Below are 16,810 nucleotides of genomic sequence, written 5' to 3'. Positions count from 1 at the left end.
CTATGTAGCACGGGGCTGGCTCAGGCGTTTATTCAACTCAAGCCAGGCGCCCAGCGCGGCCATCAACAACACCCCGGCCAACGCGGTCAGCAATTGCACCGGCACTGTATCGCCCGCCATGGCGTTGAGCATGTCCGCCAACGGCGCGAGCACCACACCCAGGCAAAACACTTCCAAGGAGAAACGCCCCATGCGGCACACCTGCGCGGCCACCGGGTTTTGCGTCCAGCTCGCCGTGGGCAGCAGCTTGGCGGTGACGTAGGCGAGGGCGAGAAAATGCAACAGGCGCAGAGGCGACAGGTCGGTCTTGCTGATCGGGTAGATCCACTCGCTGATCCACGCGGGCATCACTGCGTCATGAATCTGCGGCCAGCGCCACGACAGGGTCAGGACGCCGGCAACCACGACATACACCGCCGCCGCCATGAACAGTGGCTGGCATGGCAATGCGCGGGTTTCGATGGCTTTGGGTTGCTGGCTGCGAATCGCCGCCGCGCCACCCAGCACAAACAACAATTGCCAGGTCACCGGGTTGAAGTACCACACGCCATCGGCAATGGCCCGCAAGTTCCACCCCATCCATGGCGCCAGCAGGTACACGGTCAGCGACACCGCCACCACCGCCCACGGCTTGCGCAGCATAAACGGCAACACCAGCGGCAGACTGCCAAGCAGCACGATGTAAAGCGGCAGTGGGTCCATCAAGTTGGGTTTGAAGCGCAACAGCAGCTCATCGAGCAACGCGCGTTGTGGGTCGCTGATGAAGTGGGTCATGCCCATCTCTTGCACCAGGTCACGGGTCTCGACGTGGCTGTTGGCGAAAAACACGATGCCCATCAGCACCGCCAGCAAAAAGATGTGCACCACGTACAGCACCCAGGTGCGCCGCAGGATTTTCAGGCAGGCCATCAGGTAGCCTTCGCGCTGCATGACTTTGCCGTAAGCCAGCACCGAGGCAAAACCCGCCAGGAACACAAAGATTTCCGCCGCGTCGCTGAAGCCGACGTTGCGCAGGGTGATCTGGCCAAGGGGATTGTGGGGGACGTGATCCCAGAAAATGAAGATCAACGCCAGGCCCCGAAAAAAGTCGATGCGCGGGTCGCGTCCGTTAAACATGGCAGCGGGCTCTTGAGCGAAGGGTGTATTAAAGACAGGCAGGTGTAGGCATTGACGTACGCCGAGCGTGGGGCGGGCGCAGGTTGGCGGTATTTGTAAGCAATTGCAAAGGTTGGGTATTACCGGATGTCTCTACAGCCCGCCCAGGTCGGGTGGGCTGAAGGTTGAGTGTCAGGCCGCCACTTCTGCATTCGGTTCAAAACTGTCCGCACGCGCCATCTGCCACATGCGCGAATAGAACTCACCGTTCACCTCACCGGTGAGCAATTCGCCGGGCTTGAGGAACACATGCAGTTGCGAGAACAGCTTGATTTCGGTTGCCGACATGCGTCGCACCAGATGCTTGGCCGACAACTGCGACGGGTGATCCAGGCCCGCGGCGGCGAGCATCTCCGCCAACGCCTTGAGGGTGTTGCGGTGGAAGTTGAACACGCGCTGGGCTTTGTCCGGCACCACCAGCGCGCGCTGACGCAGTGGGTCTTGAGTCGCGACCCCCGTCGGGCATTTGTTGGTGTGGCAGCTTTGCGACTGAATGCAGCCGATTGCAAACATGAAACCGCGCGCCGAGTTGGCCCAATCGGCGCCGATGGCCAGCACGCTGGCGATATCGAACGCACTGACGATTTTGCCGCTGGCGCCAAGCTTGATCTTGTCGCGCAGGTTCAGGCCCACCAGCGTGTTGTGCACAAACAACAGGCCTTCACGCAGCGGCACGCCGATATGGTCGGTGAACTCCACGGGAGCCGCGCCGGTGCCGCCTTCCTTGCCATCCACCACGATAAAATCCGGGAGGATGCCGGTTTCAAGCATGGCTTTGGCGATGCCCATGAACTCCCACGGGTGGCCGAGGCAGAACTTGAAGCCCACCGGTTTGCCGCCGGACAGTTCGCGCAGTTGGGCGATGAACTGCATCATTTCGATGGGCGTGGAAAATGCGCTGTGACGCGACGGTGAGATGCAGTCTTCGCCCATCATGATGCCGCGCGTGTCGGCGATCTCTTGGGTGACTTTGTGCTTGGGCAGGATCCCGCCGTGGCCGGGTTTGGCGCCCTGGCTCATTTTGATTTCGATCATGCGCACTTGCGGGTTTTGCGCCTGCACGGCGAAGCGCTCCGGGTCGAAGCGGCCGTCGCTGGTGCGGCAGCCGAAGTAGCCGCTGCCCAGTTCCCAGGTCAGGTCACCGCCGTTTTCGCGGTGGTAAGGGCTGATGCTGCCTTCGCCGGTGTCATGGGCAAAGTTGCCGAGTTTGGCGCCCTGGTTCAGCGCGCGAATCGCGTTGGCGCTGAGCGAGCCAAAGCTCATCGCCGAGATGTTGAACACCGACGCCGAGTACGGCTGCGTGCACTGCGGGCCGCCCACCATCACGCGAAACGCGCCGGGGTCGCTCAACGGCGCCGGGCGCATGGAGTGGCCGATAAACTCGAAACCCGACTGGTACACGTCGATCAAGGTGCCGAATGGCTTGTCGGCGCTTTCGTTCTTGGCGCGCGAGTACACCAGCGAACGCTGGGCCCGGGAAAAGGGCAGGGCGTCGCTGTCGGACTCCAGCAGGTACTGGCGGATCTCCGGGCGGATGGCTTCCACCAGGTAGCGGATATTGCCCAGGATCGGGTAGTTGCGGCGTACCGCGTGGCGGCTTTGCAGCAGGTCGAAAAGGCCGATAAGGCTCAACACGCCCGTGACCACGGTGATCGGCCACAGCCATTCATGTTGGATAAACGGGAGGCTGGCGAGGGTGAAAATGACGCACACGGCAAAGAACGCGTAACGGCTTAGTAACGACAGGCTCATACGGTTTTCCTTGGGTTCGGACTCATCGGCTAGGCGTTTTGCGCCTGAAGAAAGATCGAGAACAGCTCCGACTGGGATTTGATCCCTAGCTTGCTGTACATGTGTTTCTTATGGACTTTCACGGTTTCAACAGAGATTTCCAGCTTACGAGCGATTTCCTTGCTGGAGCAACCGCTGAGCATCAAGCGGCCCACATCCAGCTCGCGGGCGGTGAGTTGCGCGCCCCATTCATCCGTTTGCTTGGGGGGTTCAGGCGTGTTGACCTGGTTGAGCTCAAAGGGCACGCGTTGGCGCAGCAGGCTCAGCACCCAGGGTTGGATCAGCGACAGCAGGGCGATTTGCGTTGGGTCAAACCGCTGTTTCGAGCCCAGGGACAGGCACAGGGTACGCCCGTCCGGCAGGTGGCAATTAAACTGGATTTCATCGGCGACCACGTTCAAACGGAAGTAGCGCTGGTAATACTCGGTGAGTTCGAAATGCTCCGGCGCGACCTCTGCCAGGCGAAACAGCCCGGTGCGCGACTGCTCGCGGCTGGCGATGTAGAAGGGGTCGAGCAGGTAGAGGCCGTTGAGGTAGTCCTGGAACAGGTGGTCCGGTGTGCCGTCGGCGCCCGGGCATTCGGCGAACACCAGCGGGCGGTGTTCACTGCTGAACAGCAATACCACCCAACTGTCGAAGGGCACATATTGGTTGAGCAGGCGCACCAGTTGGGTCCAGAAGTTGGGCTGGTCCAGGGCATCTATCATTTGCCCCACCGAACGGTGCCAGGCGATGTCTTCCAGCGACACGGTCATTGATCTACCCCTATCGGGTTACCCCCGCCGCGTAATTCCCAGGCAGGTTATGGCTGCGCATACTGCGGCACAGATAAAGAACAAGGAATACCTGATGAAGGTCGAATTTGCCCAGTTGGCAGGCCGTGATAACGGCACAGCTTACAACCTTGAGCGCGCCCTGGCGGCAATTGCCGCCTGCGCCGATGACACGCAACTGATCATCTTCCCGGAAACTCACCTGATGGGTTTTCCGACGGCCGAGACCGTCGCCGACATCGCCGAGCCGCTGGACGGCCCCACGGTGCAGGCCGTTATTGACGCCGCCCGTGAGCGAGCGATTGCCGTGGTCATCGGCATGGCTGAAAGCGACAACGGCCAATTCTATAACACCACCTTGTTGATCACCCCCGAAGGCATTGCCCTGCGTTATCGCAAGACCCACCTGTGGGCCTCGGATCGCGGCGTGTTCACCCCCGGCGATCGCTACGCCACGTGCCTGTGGAACGGTGTGCGCGTCGGCCTGTTGATTTGCTACGACATCGAATTCCCGGAAACCGCCCGTGCCAACGCGCAACTGGGCGCTGAGTTGCTGATCGTCACCAACGGCAACATGGACCCCTACGGGCCGACACACCGCACTGCAATCATGGCCCGCGCCCAGGAAAACCAGGCATTCGCACTGATGGTCAACCGCGTGGAAGAGGGCGACGGTGGCCTGTTGTTCGCCGGCGGCAGCGCGTTGGTCGACCCATTTGGCAGCTTGCTGTTTGAAGCGGGCCGCGAAGAAGGGCAATTCACGGTTGAGCTGGATGTTGACCAGCTTGTGGCGGCGCGCAAGGACTACCGCTACCTGGATGACCAGCGCTTGAAATTGCCGGGAGAGGTGATTGAGCGCAGCGATGGGACGCGCGAATTGTTGATCCCCTGAGCAGGCTTATGGGGTGATTGGGCTCGTTGTGGCAAGCGGGCTTGTTGTGGCGAGCGGGCTTGCCCCGCGTTGGGCTGCGCAGCGGCCCTGAAACCTGCCTGCGCGAAGTGCCTGATACACCGCGTTCGTCTTCACTGGGGCCGCTTCGCAGCCCAACGCGGGGCAAGCCCGCTCGCCACAAAAACTCTTTGAACATAAGAAAAACAGCTTCTGCTTCACCGACTTCAGTTCTGCCATAAAACCAATAATTCAGCGGAGAATCGCTCATGGCTCGTTTGCAACGCACCCTGTCGTTAGGGTCGGTGGTGCTGTTTGGCATCGCCTATATGACGCCGATCATTGTGCTCGGCACGTTCGGCATACTGGCGCAATCCACGGCCGGCATGGTCCCCGCCGCGTACCTGGCGGCGTTGGTGGCGATGTTCTTCACCGCGATGAGTTACGGGCGCATGGCGGCGGCCTTCCCGGTGGCCGGTTCCGCCTACAGTTACGTGCGCAAGGCGATCAGCCCCAAGCTCGGCTTTATCGCCGGTTGGGCGGTGTTGCTCGACTACCTGTTCCTGCCCATGGCCATCTGGCTGATCGGCGCGGCGTACCTCAATTCGGCCTTTCCTTCAGTGCCCCAATGGGTCTGGGTGCTGGCGTTTATCGGCATCACCAGCGCCATCAATATCGTCGGCCTTAAACTGGCGAACGGCATCAACGCCTTGCTGATGCTGATCCAGGCATTGGTACTGATCGCGTTTGTGGTGTTGTGCATCCATTACATCGGTGGCGATGCGAGCAAACCGTTGTGGACCCTTGCCCCGTTCTTCAACGGCCAGATGCACATGCCGCTGATCATGAGCGGCGCCGCCATCGCCTGCTATTCGTTCCTGGGCTTTGATGCCGTCAGCACCCTCACCGAAGAAACCCGCGACCCACGCCGCACCATCCCACGGGCGATCATGTTGATTACCTTGATCGGCGGGCTGATCTTCGTCGGCGTGTCTTACTTCGTGCAAGTCGCCCATCCCTCGTTTGAATTCACCAATGTGGATTCGGCCGCGTATGAAATTGCGCGCAATATCGGTGGCGACTTGTTTGTGTCGATCTTCCTGATCGGCTTGATCGTCGGCCAGTTCGCCTCGGGGCTGTCGGCCCAGGCCAGTGGTTCGCGCCTATTGTTTGCCATGGGCCGCGACGGCGTGCTGCCCAAATCGTTCTTCGGCAACTTGCATGCGCGCTTTGGCACGCCGGTCAACAGCATCCTGTTATGTGCCGTGGTGGCCTTGCTGGCGTTGAAGCTGGACGTGACCACGTCCACCTCGTTCATCAACTTCGGCGCATTCCTGGCCTTTAGCCTGGTCAACCTGTCGGTGATCTTCCATTACTGGATCGGCGCCAAACAGCGCGGTGCACGCGAGCTGATTCTGTTTTTGGTATTCCCGACCATCGGCCTGCTCGCGGATTTGTGGCTGATGATCAGCCTCGATCACCTGGCGATTTATCTGGGTGTAGCGTGGCTGGCAATCGGGCTGATTTATCTGGGAGTACTGACGCGTGGGTTCTCGCAACAGCCACCGGAACTGGACTTTCAGGAAGCTGCATAGCGCTTACCGCTTGTCGCTACATCCGGGTACCTATTCAACTGCCAGTTGAATATCTAGAAAACCAATGTAGAGTTGGTCGTTAATGAATAACGTTAAGCATTAAGCGATGATAAAAAGCTTCAAATGCGCCGACACCAAAACCCTTTTTGAAACCGGTGGAAGCCGGCGTTGGTCCGCCATCCTCTCTGTGGTGGAGCGAAAGCTGAGCATGCTTGATGCTGCGGTAGACCTTAACGACTTGCGGTCACCGCCCGGGAACAGGCTCGAACAGTTGCATGGCAATAGAGAAGGGCAACACAGTATCCGAATCAATGGTCAATTCCGGGTCTGTTTCATTTGGGGCCTTAATGGTCCGGAAAACGTTGAAATTGTGGATTACCACTGAGGTGAATCATGTTTAAGAATGGCATGCGACCCGTACACCCTGGGGAGATTCTCAAAGAGGAGTACCTGGAACCGCTGGGCCTGACCGCCGCCGCCCTCGCCAGGGCGTTGCACGTCTCTGCGCCTACGGTGAATGACATCGTATTGAAGCGCCGCAGCATCAGCGCAGATGTTGCATTACGTCTGGCAGTTGCCTTGGAAACCACCGCGCAATACTGGCTCAACTTGCAGACCGCCTATGATCTGCGCACAGCTGAAATCGCCAAAGGTGCCCAGATACTCAAGGAAGTAGAGAAGGTCGCGCATTGCGCCTGATAATCTTGCTTGTGCTTGGACCCGGTGAAAGCCGGGTTTTTTATGCCCGACGAAAACGAATGATGCTGAAGAGCCATTACTCATCAAAAAGCCGACTAAGCTACTCTGTAACCGCCAGGAAGGCAGACTCAAACCGTAAGGACCGCATACCGACGATCCGAGGTGTCCCATGGGAGAGTCCGTTACCTTTACCGACAGCGACCGTCCTGTGGTGTTGTTGATTGATGCCCACCCGGACGTATTGCACAGCCTCAATCAACTGCTGAGCCTGGAACCTTTCGAACTGCTCAGCGCCACCTGCGCCGCTGACGCCTTGAGCCTGCTTGCCAGCAGACCCGTCGACCTGGTGATGAGTGCCGCGCGGCTGCCAGACCTGGACGGCGCTTCGCTGCTGGCGCATGTCCATCAAGCCTACCCTCACACCGTGCGCATCCTGCTGACCGGTGAGACTGAGCTGACACTTATCGTCAAAGCCATCAACGAAGGTCAGATCTATCGCTACCTCAGCAAACCCTGGAATGACGAAGAATTGCTGCTGGCGCTGCGTCAATCCCTCGCCCATCAGCATTCCGAGCGCGAGCGTCTGCGCCTTGAACAATTGATCCTGCAGCAAAACGAAACCCTCAAGCAGCTCAACGCCTCCCTGGAAAAACGCGTAGCGGCGCGCACCAGCGAGCTGCAGCAGACCGCCGACATGCTCGACCTCGCCTATGAGGAGCTCAAACACAGCTATGCCACCGGCACCGAAGTGTTCTCGTTGCTGGCCAACCTGCGCCTGCCACGTGCCAAGCAAACCAACCGGCAGATTATCGAACTGGTGCGCACCTGGTGCGTGTCCCATGGCGTGGACGAGGCGAGCAATCGCGACCTGACCATGGCCGCCGCGCTCTACAACATCGGCAAGCTGAGCTGGAGCGACAGCATGATGGCGTCGCCCTCGGACCTGTTGCACAGCGCCGACCGCGAGCGCTATCGCGCCTACGCGACGCAAAGTGAATCGCTGCTGATGACCCTGGAACCGATGAAAGACGCCGCGCGCTTGATTCGCCATCACCAGGAACGCTGGGACGGTTCAGGCTTTCCCGATCACCTCAAAGGCGAGGCGATCCCCGTGGGTTCACGCTTGCTCAAATTGGCCGTCGATTTTATCGAGCTGCAAAAAGGCCTGATCCTGGAACGGCAGATGAACAGCGACGAAGCGTTGCTGTACATCCGCAAATACGCCGGGCGGCTGTATGACCCCAACATGGTCGAAGACTTTGTGTCTGTGTGCGCCACCTACCTCCATGACGTGACGCTGGGCGACCCCAACGTAAAAGTCCTGGGCACCCGCGAGCTGGAAGAGGGCATGGTGCTGGCGCGCAGCCTGAACGCCGATAACGGCATGTTGCTGCTTAATGCCGGCAAAGTTCTTAATCTGCCGCTGGTGGATAAGTTGATCGCATTCGAAACCATGGAAGGCGCCAGGTACACCCTGTTTATCAAGGTGGATAAGGGTGTGTCGCCAACCACATAGCACAGCGACAGCACCTCGTGTACGGGGCTTCTATACCTTCCAGACTTTCGGCTTACTGCCGTGATAGTCGAAGATCCCCCGGACGACGTAGATATCCTTTGCGTCTTCCTTTCCGGTCTTTTCAAACGCCACCCGCCATCGACCTCGGCCTGGTCCGCTATCCAGTTGCGGTAGATCGACATAGGTGAAGTTGCCGATTTTTTTCCGGCTGACGCGGCCTGCTTGTATGTCCTGAATGATTTCTTCAACTTTGTTTTTTGCAGGGATGGGCAGCAGCGCCAGCTGAGTGTCTGCCAGTTCATCTGTTTTCACGATGTTGATCACGGTGCCGCTGGGCGCAGTCGGTGTTGGCGCGGTCGTTATCCCTGGCTCGGGGGTTGGTTTTTCAACTTTATGTGTGGCCACGCGCGACGGCGAAAACTCCAAAGGCGTTGAAAACTGCGGGATGTTTTTTTCAAATGCCACGACGCTAATACTGTCGATGACCTGCACGCCCGCATCCGCTCTACTGGCACCACCGGAAGACAAGGCAATATAAGGAATGCCGGATTGCTTGAATGCATCGGTATAGGAAGCAAAGCCCAGGGTACCGAGACGTTCTGCTTGCCTTTCAATTATGAAGCGGTGCAACACTTTTCCTATTCGTGGAGAAGACAGCAGGTTATTCAAAGTGTCCTCGGGGTTTTCGTTATTATCGGACGCTACTTTTCCAAGAATTGCACGGCGCCCTTTTTCGTCCAGGAATGCATTGAGCGTATCTTCGTGCCAGTTGGGTGGCTTGAGTTTATGGTTGAATTTATTAAAAATGTTCAATTGTCTTTGTGTGAATGCAAAGCCTACAAATTTCGCCCCGGTGTCGAAATCGACAGCGCTGATCGATGCCCGTATGTATTTTGAGAAATCGTCATTTTTCCCCATCAACCGTTTTATTTTTATGAAGAGATTTTCCATTTCTTTGGGAGAGAACGTCAGGTAGTCGGCAAAATCTTCGATAGTCGTATTCAAGTACGCATAGGTGTTCACGTCGAACTTAAGTGTCAACAGCGCGTTGCGTAAATCTTGCTTATAAGGCACGTCGTAGTCACCTCGAACAATACGGCGAAAAGTGACTTCATCTACCCTTAGTCCTTCGAGCACCTGGTCACGCAGCGTTTTTTTCTGCGGACCACTGAGTGTCTTGATGACGTCTGCATATTGTTGGTGTGCCGTAGAGGGCCTGTCCAAGCAGAGTGCTCTGAGCAAATCATCATCCAGTTGCTGTTCGGCGGTAAGCGGCCGCAGCGCGCTGATCACCGGGCCTCCTCCTCTTGTCGTGCGTTCAAAGCGGGGCTTCCAGCTTTTGGCGTCGCCCGGTACCACCATAAAGTCCGTTTTAATGCCGAGCGAGTCTTTCACATAGCGCGCGCCATCTTCGACATAGGATGGGTACAGGTAATAGCGATCGTCATCCGCCCGCATGGCGATGAATTGGTTGTTGCGACTGTCGATAAAACTGGGCGCACCCAGGCTGCGCGACAACCTGTAATGGTGCGTTTGCGCGAACGCCTCCACGTCGAACAGCGCGTCGATGGGATCCGGTAAGCGATACTCTGCGACGTTGACCCAGGCTGGGTCCAATGGCCGGATGGAGGTCGTTGCAACCTTGATACCGGTGACGCGTGCGCCTGCGCGTTTACCCAGCAGCCCTGGGATACGACGCCCCAGTGTTTGGGCTCTGCGTATACCCCCGACGACAGCGCGATGAAGTAGCCTCTGCACTGTCTTGGCCATCAACAGTTCCACCAGGAAGTCGGCGATTTCAACCCCGTACACAAAGGCGTTCACCGCCGACTCCCATGCAATTTGGGCGTTGCTGCGTGAACGGTGATCGGCATGCGCCAGTTGAAAGCCAAGTTGCGCCGAATACAGGAAGACCTGTAAGTCACCGGTTACAGGGCTTACGGTATAGCGGTTCGCGCTGCGTGTATCGCTGAAGATCCGTGCAAGCTCCTGCGTATCGAGCGTGGCCATGCGCTGGGTGAAATAGGTGCGCCATTGTGGTTGTGCCTTGAGACCATCCAGTTCCCCGAGCCCATTCACCAGTTCTCGAAAGGGGGCGTTATCAGGCGCATCCGGGGTATAGAGGACACACACGCCGCCTGGCTTTGTGTGTTTTCGCTGGATGATCAGCACGCCATTGATCACTTGCCCCCCGCGTCCCCCTTCCAGCCCGCTGCCCATCACCAACAGGTGGGCCACGATGTCGTGCGTGCCAACCTGAGGCCGGGTTGCCGGATCCGGAAAATGGGTGATTGCATGTATCCAGTCAAACCCACTGCCTGGCGTTTTGAAGATGAACAGGTCAGAAACCGCCGGGTTCAAGCGGCTCTCAAGGGCCTCCTTGCGCATTCTTGCGGTATTCGCTCGCTGCCAGGCCGTGGCCAGGGCCTGGCCTTCGCCGCTTTGCGAAAAAGCCGACCTGAGGTAATCGTCATATTTTTTGCCAATGTCCGCCTCGTGGGCGAGTGCGCGTAACTCTGCATTGTCGAGTCTGCCCACTCTTGTCCCTGAACGGTCGAACAGGCCGGCTGTGGCGGTGATCGCTCTGTGCGCTTCATGCAGCGACCACGGATCGACGTTACGCCGTGCGTAACTTGCCAGTGTGCGCAGATCCACAACCGCCCTGGTTTTCCATTTTCCCTTTGTCAGTACCCGCTCCTTCAAAAAGAGCGGGATATCAATGCCGGGGTCTTCGCTGATGTAAACCGTGTCGGCTTGTTCATCTTTATATCCCGTCACCTCGACGTCGGCGGAAGAGGTAACACGCAGCCTTACCAAGCTCTCGTAGGGCGCCAGGTCAACATTGGCATATTCCGGTTTTTGGCGTTTCAACACCCTGCTGACTTCGTTCTCGGAAAAAGAGGTCAATGACAAAACCTGCTCAAGCAGCGGTTTTAGCGTGTCATGGCTTGCCAGCATTGCTGCTTCATATTGGCGGTACTGAGCCTGATCCTGCGGGCAGGCGGCTTTCAACCAATCGGGTTCGTGCGGTTTGACCAGCAGCAGATTTCGGGCAGCAAGGGCTGTGGATGCATCCAACTGCGGTGCCAGGTACGCGACGCAGTCAAGTTCGCCGGTCAACGGTAACGTGGGTTTGCGCAGGAGCGCCCGGGTATTGAAGTATTGCCGCACCCGCAGCGAGCGAACGCTGTCGGCAATCACATCGGCCTCAATCATCGGCGGATCGTCTGCCAACACAAGTGCGCCGCTCAGTCTCTCGTGCGCTGCTGCCGGTAGGGATGCGGCTAGCAGCTTGCCTGCCGATTCATTCTCGCGAAGCCGCTGCTCCACGGCTTCGTTCAATCGCCGCAGATTTTCATATTCTTCAAACCCTTCCCCAGGGGTGTAAAGCAACACGCTCCCCGTAGGCGGCTTGACTGCGGTTGTACTCATGATGAACGCACTGGCGAACTCACTGCCGTCTGCCAGCGTCAGGCGGTACACGCCAGGTCTTTGCTGGGGGAGGAGGGCCATTTCCCGTGCTTCTGCGCTCGGGTATTTCAACACAGCGTCTGCCAGTGTTCGCGCTGCGTCCGACAACGTGCCGTCCACTGTGCGTAATGCCAATTGATGGGCCAGCACTTGGCGCCGCACTGCAATCAGGCGCTCTTCGGTGTTGGGTTGTGCGCCTTTTTTAGCCCTCCAGAACTCGTTGAGTTTTACCGAAAAGGCAATTTCCAACACGCTGGCCAATGTCGCTACAGGCGTGGTTGCAGACAGGCGTTTATCTGCTTGCAGTGTTTGGGCCTCCCGATAGAAGGTGCCGGTCTCTTCGGTGAGGTAGGTATCGGCATCCGGCATGCGTAAGCGGTTAAGCAGCGAACCAAGCGGTTCGCTGCTTAACAGTTGAGGTTCTCCCTGCTCGGTTTCACGGTAACGCGTATAAAAAATCCGATTCGGATTTATGGGTCGGTCCAACTCGGGAAACAGGCTGGCTAGTTGTATCTGGTACACCGTGCCCAGGCTCGGTTGTTGCTGCAACAGGTCGTCTGTTTGGGCATTGAGGCTGCCCAGTTCGCGCACAAGGTGTGCCTGTTGTTCGTCCAGGCTTTGCTTCGCCGGCGGCTCCACAGGCAGTGTTACGGGCTGTAAAGGACTTGGTGTCAGGTCGGGATCGTCATTCTGTGGCGTTTGAGGTGACATGTGCATGCAGGTACTCGGCTGCGGGGGCGCTGTGTGCTGCTGCGCAGCAGGCCCGGCTGAATGGGAATTTGCGAGTCTACGGTTGGCAGCGAGACGACTTGCGGTGCATGTGTGTACCTTTTAAGCGGGTTCAAACGCTGCGCTGTCGAACGGGCCGTTCAGTTGATTGCGCTTGATGTGCGTGGGATCCTTGGCGACTTTCCCCAGGGGTTGATTATGTCCACCACAATTCGCATCGCCGCCGCCCTGTTAATCGGCAGCGACGGCCAAACTCTGCTGGTGCGCAAGCGCGGTACCCAGGCCTTCATGCAGCCTGGCGGCAAGATCGACGCAGGCGAACAACCGGCCCAGGCGCTCGCCCGTGAACTGCACGAAGAACTGAACCTGACGATTGACCCCGGCGACGCCGTCTACCTGGGCCACTTCTCGGCGCCGGCCGCGAACGAACCAGGTTTTACCGTGGAAGCCGAACTGTTCCAGGTGCACATCGACGTGGCGGTGACGCCCGCGGCTGAAATCGAAGAAGTGCGCTGGATCGACCCGGCCGGTGACGGTGGCCTGCCGTTGGCACCGTTGACGCGCGACCTGATCCTGCCGTTTTACCGCGCTTCGCTGACCCAATGATCATTCGCGCCCTGGGGGCCAGCGATGCCGAGGCCTATCGGGCCTTGATGCTCGAAGCGTACGGCGCCTACCCGCAGGCGTTTACCTCCAGCGTGGCGGAGCGCGCTTCGATGCCGTTGAGCTGGTGGGAAAAGCGCCTGAACAGCCCGCTGGATCGGTTGCTCGGCGGGTTTGACGGCGACGAGCTCGCAGGCATCGTTGGCCTGGCTTTCGAGCCACGTGAGAAGGCGCGGCACAAGGTGACCCTGTTTGGTATGTACGTGACCAAGGCCTGTCAGCAGCAAGGGTTGGGCCGCCAGTTGGTCGAGGCGGCGCTCGACGAAGCGCGCAAGCATCCGCGCCTTAAATTGATTCAACTGACCGTCACCGCCGGGAATGACGCGGCGTTTGCGTTGTACCAGCGCTGCGGCTTCATCCAGTACGGCCTGGAGCCACTGGCGGTGCGGGTGGGCGTTGATTACTTCGACAAGATCCACATGTGGCGCGAACTCACAGCTGACTGAAAACCGTATCCCCTGTGGGAGCTGGCTTGCCTGCGATAGCATCAACCCGGTGTACCTGATACACCGCGGTGCCTGCATCGCAGGCAAGCCAGCTCCCACACAAGCCACACAATTGATGTGTGAAGGCTAGCGAACTGCGCTGACTCCATCCAGCGTCGAAAACGACGTGTCCTTGGCCGTCAGCAAAAAGTCGCGCATATACGGCGCGTCGAGCATGTCCGCCCGAATCCCCGCATACAGCGTCGCAAACAAGCCTTTTTCGCCCAGCCGCTTGGCCTTCACATACCCGCGCGAGCTGTATTCATGCAGCGCCCAATGCGGCATGCCGCACACGCCACGGCCGCTGGCGACCAGCTGCATCATCATCACCGTCAGCTCCGAAGTGCGCACCTGCGCCGGTTCCACGTCGGCGGGTTCCAGGAACCGGGTGAAGATGTCCAGGCGGTCGCGTTCCACCGGGTAGGTGATCAGGGTTTCGGTCAGCAGGTCCTCGGGCACGATGTACGATTTGTTCGCCAGCGCATGCTGGTTGGCCACCGCCAGCATGGCTTCGTAGGTGAACAGCGGCACATAGGTGATGCCCGGCAATTCCAGCGGGTCAGACGTCACGACCAGGTCCAGGTCACCACGGGCGAGGGCGGGCAGTGGCGCGAAAGCAAAGCCCGACGCGAGGTCCAACTCGACTTCCGGCCAGGCGTCGCGGAACTGGTCGATGGTTGGCATCAGCCACTGGAAGCAGCTGTGGCACTCGATTGCCATGTGCAAACGCCCGGCGGTGCCACCGGCCAATCGCGCGATATCACGCTCGGCGCCACGCAGCAGCGGCAGGGTGGCATCCGCCAGTTGCAGCAGGCGTAAACCGGCGCTGGTAAAGCGCAGCGGCTTGGTCTTGCGCACGAACAGCTGCATGCCCAGGCGCTCTTCCAGCTCCTTGAACTGATGGGACAGCGCCGACTGCGTCAGGTGCAGGCGCTCGGCAGCTTCCACCAGGCTGTCGGCTTCGCGCAGGGCGTGGAGGGTCTTGAGGTGACGGATCTCGAGCACGGGCTCTCCATGAAAACAATTTGTGCGAAAGTTGAATGGCGTGAGTTTGTCTCATGTTGCTCTGCGTGTCGACTTTGACCGCCGGGCACTCTTCATCAAACTGTCATGGAAGTGTGGCAGCGCGCTTGAACAAACTTCATCAGACTCGCGCTCTACTGGGGTTCTGCGTTTCGGTGTTTTTCATGCGCGTGTTGCTTTTACTGGCCGCTCTATTGTTCGGCCTGCCGTCTTTTGCGGCTTCTCGATGTGACGTCAATGTCCCGACTCAAACGGTCGATCTGGCTCAGGTAAGCATTGCCTACCAGAGTATCGGCCGCGCGTCTGACCCTGCCTTGCTGCTGGTGATGGGCCTGGGCGGGCAGTTGATTCACTGGCCGGATGAAGTGGTCGTTGCGCTGTGCGAGCAAGGCTTTCGGGTGATTCGCTACGACAACCGTGACGTCGGCCTGTCGACCTGGCGCCAGGCGCCGGCCAGCGCCAACCTCACCTTCGAAGTGCTGCGCTACAAACTCGGCCTGCCGGTGGCAGCGCCCTACACGCTGACCGATATGGCCGATGATGCGCTGGGTTTGATGGACGCCTTGAAGATCCAGCAATTCCACGTGCTGGGCGCAAGCATGGGCGGCATGATCGCCCAACACATGGCGGCGATGGCGCCGCAGCGGGTGGAGAGTCTCACGTTAGTCATGACCAGCTCTGGCGCCGAAGGCCTGCCGGCACCGAGTGCGGCGCTGTTGCAACTGCTGTCGCGGCGCAGCGCGCCGAATCGCGAAGTGGCGCTTGAACAGCAAGCCGATTTGCTCGCCGCGTTGGGCAGCCCCTACGTGAAAGATGACCGCCAGATGTTGCTGCATCAGGCGGCGCAGTCTTACGACCGTGCCTTCAACCCGGACGGCGTGAAGCGCCAGATCATGGCGATCCTCGCCGAACAAAGCCGCGTGCCGCTGCTCAACCAACTGCGCGTGCCGACGCTGGTGGTGCACGGTACTGCTGATCCGTTGTTGCCGGTGATGCACGGCGTGCACCTGGCTGCGCATATACAGGGCAGCCAGCTGAAACTGATTCCCGGCATGGCTCATCGTTTTCAGGAGGCGTTCAAGGCGCCGCTGCTGACGGCGGTGTTGCCCTATCTCAAAGCCCATCGCGAAGATGCGGCGCACTGGGCGCGGATTGACTTGGGCGAGCCTTCGAACGTGTTGTGAAGTTGGTGTATCGTGGAGCTTTTGCGGCGCATTGACGCCAGCGAGGTCGCCTGGTCATGAGTACTTCCTTGAAAATCGATTTTGTCAGCGATGTGTCGTGCCCCTGGTGCGTTATCGGGCTGCGTGGGTTGACTGAAGCGCTTGATCAATTGGGCGCTGAAGTGCAGGCCGAGATTCATTTTCAGCCGTTTGAGCTGAATCCGAATATGCCTGCCGAAGGGCAGAACATTGTTGAGCACATCACGGAAAAATACGGCTCGTCTGCTGAGGAGTCCCAGGCTAACCGTGCGCGGATTCGCGATATGGGGGCTGAGTTGGGATTTGCTTTTCGTACGGACGGGCAGAGCCGGATTTACAACACGTTTGATGCGCACCGGCTGTTGCATTGGGCGGGGTTGGAGGGGTTGCAGTACAACCTCAAGGAAGCGTTGTTCACGGCTTATTTCAGTGATGGGCGGGATCCGTCTGATCATGGGACTTTGGCGAGCATTGCTGATGGTGTGGGGCTGGATGGCAAGCGGGCTGCTGAGATTCTGGCTTCGGATGAGTATGCGGCTGAGGTGCGAGAGGAGGAGAAGCTGTGGGTTTCTCGGGGGGTGAGTTCGGTGCCTACTATTGTTTTTAACGGGCAGTATGCGGTCAGCGGTGGGCAACCGGTTGAAGCCTTTGTCGGGGCGATTCGGCAGATTATTCGGGAGGCGAAGGGGTGAGTTTTGGGTGGGGTTTTGAGTACATATCCGTTGCTGCGGTGATGGCTGATATCGGTTCCGCTCTTACAGCGGGTCACTTTTGGCAAACGCCCCAAAAGTAACCAAAAGGTCTTCGCCCCACCACTCG

14 protein-coding genes are annotated in these 16,810 nt (G+C 58.8%); 9 read left to right on the top strand and 5 right to left on the bottom strand.

Features of this window, described 5'->3' with window-relative positions; translation table 11 throughout:
* The 3 genes from Q7C20_RS21660 to Q7C20_RS21650 all read right to left on the bottom strand — a co-directional run bounded on the left by Q7C20_RS21660 (position 1) and on the right by Q7C20_RS21650 (position 3,701).
* Complete coding sequence (locus Q7C20_RS21660; protein WP_375070077.1) at positions 1 to 1,116, bottom strand: OpgC family protein; 1,116 nt, start codon at positions 1,114 to 1,116, stop codon at positions 1 to 3.
* A 171-nt stretch (positions 1,117 to 1,287) separates the two neighbouring features.
* Positions 1,288 to 2,907, bottom strand: a complete 1,620-nt coding sequence (locus Q7C20_RS21655) for an FMN-binding glutamate synthase family protein (protein WP_375070075.1) — start codon at positions 2,905 to 2,907, stop codon at positions 1,288 to 1,290.
* Positions 2,908 to 2,936: 29 nt separating this feature from the next.
* On the bottom strand, positions 2,937 to 3,701 hold the full coding sequence (locus Q7C20_RS21650; protein WP_375070074.1) for a response regulator transcription factor: 765 nt from the start codon (positions 3,699 to 3,701) through the stop codon (positions 2,937 to 2,939).
* 94 nt (positions 3,702 to 3,795) lie between these two features.
* Between Q7C20_RS21650 and Q7C20_RS21645 the strand changes: the two genes are divergently transcribed.
* From Q7C20_RS21645 to Q7C20_RS21625, 5 genes are all read left to right on the top strand, one after another.
* On the top strand, positions 3,796 to 4,611 hold the full coding sequence (locus tag Q7C20_RS21645) for a carbon-nitrogen hydrolase family protein (RefSeq protein WP_348060699.1): 816 nt from the start codon (positions 3,796 to 3,798) through the stop codon (positions 4,609 to 4,611).
* 266 nt (positions 4,612 to 4,877) lie between these two features.
* A complete protein-coding gene (locus tag Q7C20_RS21640) occupies positions 4,878 to 6,203 on the top strand; it encodes an APC family permease (protein ID WP_375070073.1) in 1,326 nt (441 codons plus the stop codon).
* Between the two features lie 106 nt (positions 6,204 to 6,309).
* The gene (locus Q7C20_RS21635; protein WP_375070072.1) at positions 6,310 to 6,588 is read left to right on the top strand and encodes a type II toxin-antitoxin system RelE/ParE family toxin; all 279 of its coding nucleotides are present in this window, start codon (positions 6,310 to 6,312) and stop codon (positions 6,586 to 6,588) included.
* 8 nt (positions 6,589 to 6,596) lie between these two features.
* Positions 6,597 to 6,902, top strand: a complete 306-nt coding sequence (locus Q7C20_RS21630) for a HigA family addiction module antitoxin (protein ID WP_375070071.1) — start codon at positions 6,597 to 6,599, stop codon at positions 6,900 to 6,902.
* A gap of 169 nt (positions 6,903 to 7,071) precedes the next feature.
* Positions 7,072 to 8,418: an HD domain-containing phosphohydrolase gene (locus Q7C20_RS21625; RefSeq protein ID WP_375070070.1), complete on the top strand. Its 1,347-nt coding sequence runs from the start codon at positions 7,072 to 7,074 to the stop codon at positions 8,416 to 8,418.
* Positions 8,419 to 8,448: 30 nt separating this feature from the next.
* Here Q7C20_RS21625 and Q7C20_RS21620 read toward each other — a convergent pair whose 3' ends face one another.
* Entirely contained in the window at positions 8,449 to 12,606 is a 4,158-nt protein-coding gene (locus Q7C20_RS21620; protein ID WP_375070069.1) for a dermonecrotic toxin domain-containing protein, read from the bottom strand.
* Positions 12,607 to 12,816: 210 nt separating this feature from the next.
* Between Q7C20_RS21620 and Q7C20_RS21615 the strand changes: the two genes are divergently transcribed.
* Together Q7C20_RS21615 and Q7C20_RS21610 are read left to right on the top strand one after the other, a co-directional pair.
* Positions 12,817 to 13,224 (top strand): NUDIX domain-containing protein, encoded by a 408-nt coding sequence (locus Q7C20_RS21615; RefSeq protein WP_348060708.1) that lies wholly within the window; start codon positions 12,817 to 12,819, stop codon positions 13,222 to 13,224.
* Complete coding sequence (locus Q7C20_RS21610; protein ID WP_375070068.1) at positions 13,221 to 13,727, top strand: GNAT family N-acetyltransferase; 507 nt, start codon at positions 13,221 to 13,223, stop codon at positions 13,725 to 13,727. The genes Q7C20_RS21615 and Q7C20_RS21610 overlap by 4 nt, the downstream gene beginning before the upstream one ends.
* Positions 13,728 to 13,853: 126 nt before the next feature.
* Here the strand turns inward: Q7C20_RS21610 and metR are convergent, their stop codons facing one another.
* Complete coding sequence (metR, locus tag Q7C20_RS21605; RefSeq protein ID WP_057012200.1) at positions 13,854 to 14,771, bottom strand: transcriptional regulator MetR; 918 nt, start codon at positions 14,769 to 14,771, stop codon at positions 13,854 to 13,856.
* A gap of 182 nt (positions 14,772 to 14,953) precedes the next feature.
* On the opposite strand from metR, the gene Q7C20_RS21600 reads away from it, so the two are divergent.
* Entirely contained in the window at positions 14,954 to 15,973 is a 1,020-nt protein-coding gene (locus Q7C20_RS21600) for an alpha/beta fold hydrolase (protein ID WP_375070067.1), read from the top strand.
* Positions 15,974 to 16,029: 56 nt separating this feature from the next.
* Positions 16,030 to 16,683 carry a DsbA family oxidoreductase gene (locus tag Q7C20_RS21595; RefSeq protein ID WP_375070066.1) on the top strand — a complete coding sequence of 218 codons (654 nt, stop codon included), beginning with the start codon at positions 16,030 to 16,032 and terminating at the stop codon, positions 16,681 to 16,683.
* Positions 16,684 to 16,810: the final 127 nt, after the last annotated feature.

The sequence above is a fragment of the Pseudomonas sp. AMR01 genome (assembly GCF_041946035.1).
Classification (GTDB): domain Bacteria; phylum Pseudomonadota; class Gammaproteobacteria; order Pseudomonadales; family Pseudomonadaceae; genus Aquipseudomonas; species Aquipseudomonas antarctica_B.
Note: the sequence above shows the minus strand (reverse complement) of the source record. Positions and strands in the feature narration are given on the sequence as shown.

Coding starts and splice junctions, on each gene's coding strand:
- Q7C20_RS21630 (WP_375070071.1), top strand. CDS start 6,597: ATGTTTAAGAATGGCATGCGACCCGTACACCCTGGGGAGATTCTCAAA.
- Q7C20_RS21645 (WP_348060699.1), top strand. CDS start 3,796: ATGAAGGTCGAATTTGCCCAGTTGGCAGGCCGTGATAACGGCACAGCT.
- Q7C20_RS21650 (WP_375070074.1), bottom strand. CDS start 3,701: ATGACCGTGTCGCTGGAAGACATCGCCTGGCACCGTTCGGTGGGGCAA.
- Q7C20_RS21595 (WP_375070066.1), top strand. CDS start 16,030: ATGAGTACTTCCTTGAAAATCGATTTTGTCAGCGATGTGTCGTGCCCC.
- Q7C20_RS21615 (WP_348060708.1), top strand. CDS start 12,817: ATGTCCACCACAATTCGCATCGCCGCCGCCCTGTTAATCGGCAGCGAC.
- Q7C20_RS21620 (WP_375070069.1), bottom strand. CDS start 12,606: ATGCACATGTCACCTCAAACGCCACAGAATGACGATCCCGACCTGACA.
- Q7C20_RS21610 (WP_375070068.1), top strand. CDS start 13,221: ATGATCATTCGCGCCCTGGGGGCCAGCGATGCCGAGGCCTATCGGGCC.
- Q7C20_RS21635 (WP_375070072.1), top strand. CDS start 6,310: ATGATAAAAAGCTTCAAATGCGCCGACACCAAAACCCTTTTTGAAACC.
- Q7C20_RS21655 (WP_375070075.1), bottom strand. CDS start 2,907: ATGAGCCTGTCGTTACTAAGCCGTTACGCGTTCTTTGCCGTGTGCGTC.
- Q7C20_RS21600 (WP_375070067.1), top strand. CDS start 14,954: ATGCGCGTGTTGCTTTTACTGGCCGCTCTATTGTTCGGCCTGCCGTCT.
- Q7C20_RS21640 (WP_375070073.1), top strand. CDS start 4,878: ATGGCTCGTTTGCAACGCACCCTGTCGTTAGGGTCGGTGGTGCTGTTT.
- Q7C20_RS21625 (WP_375070070.1), top strand. CDS start 7,072: ATGGGAGAGTCCGTTACCTTTACCGACAGCGACCGTCCTGTGGTGTTG.
- Q7C20_RS21660 (WP_375070077.1), bottom strand. CDS start 1,116: ATGTTTAACGGACGCGACCCGCGCATCGACTTTTTTCGGGGCCTGGCG.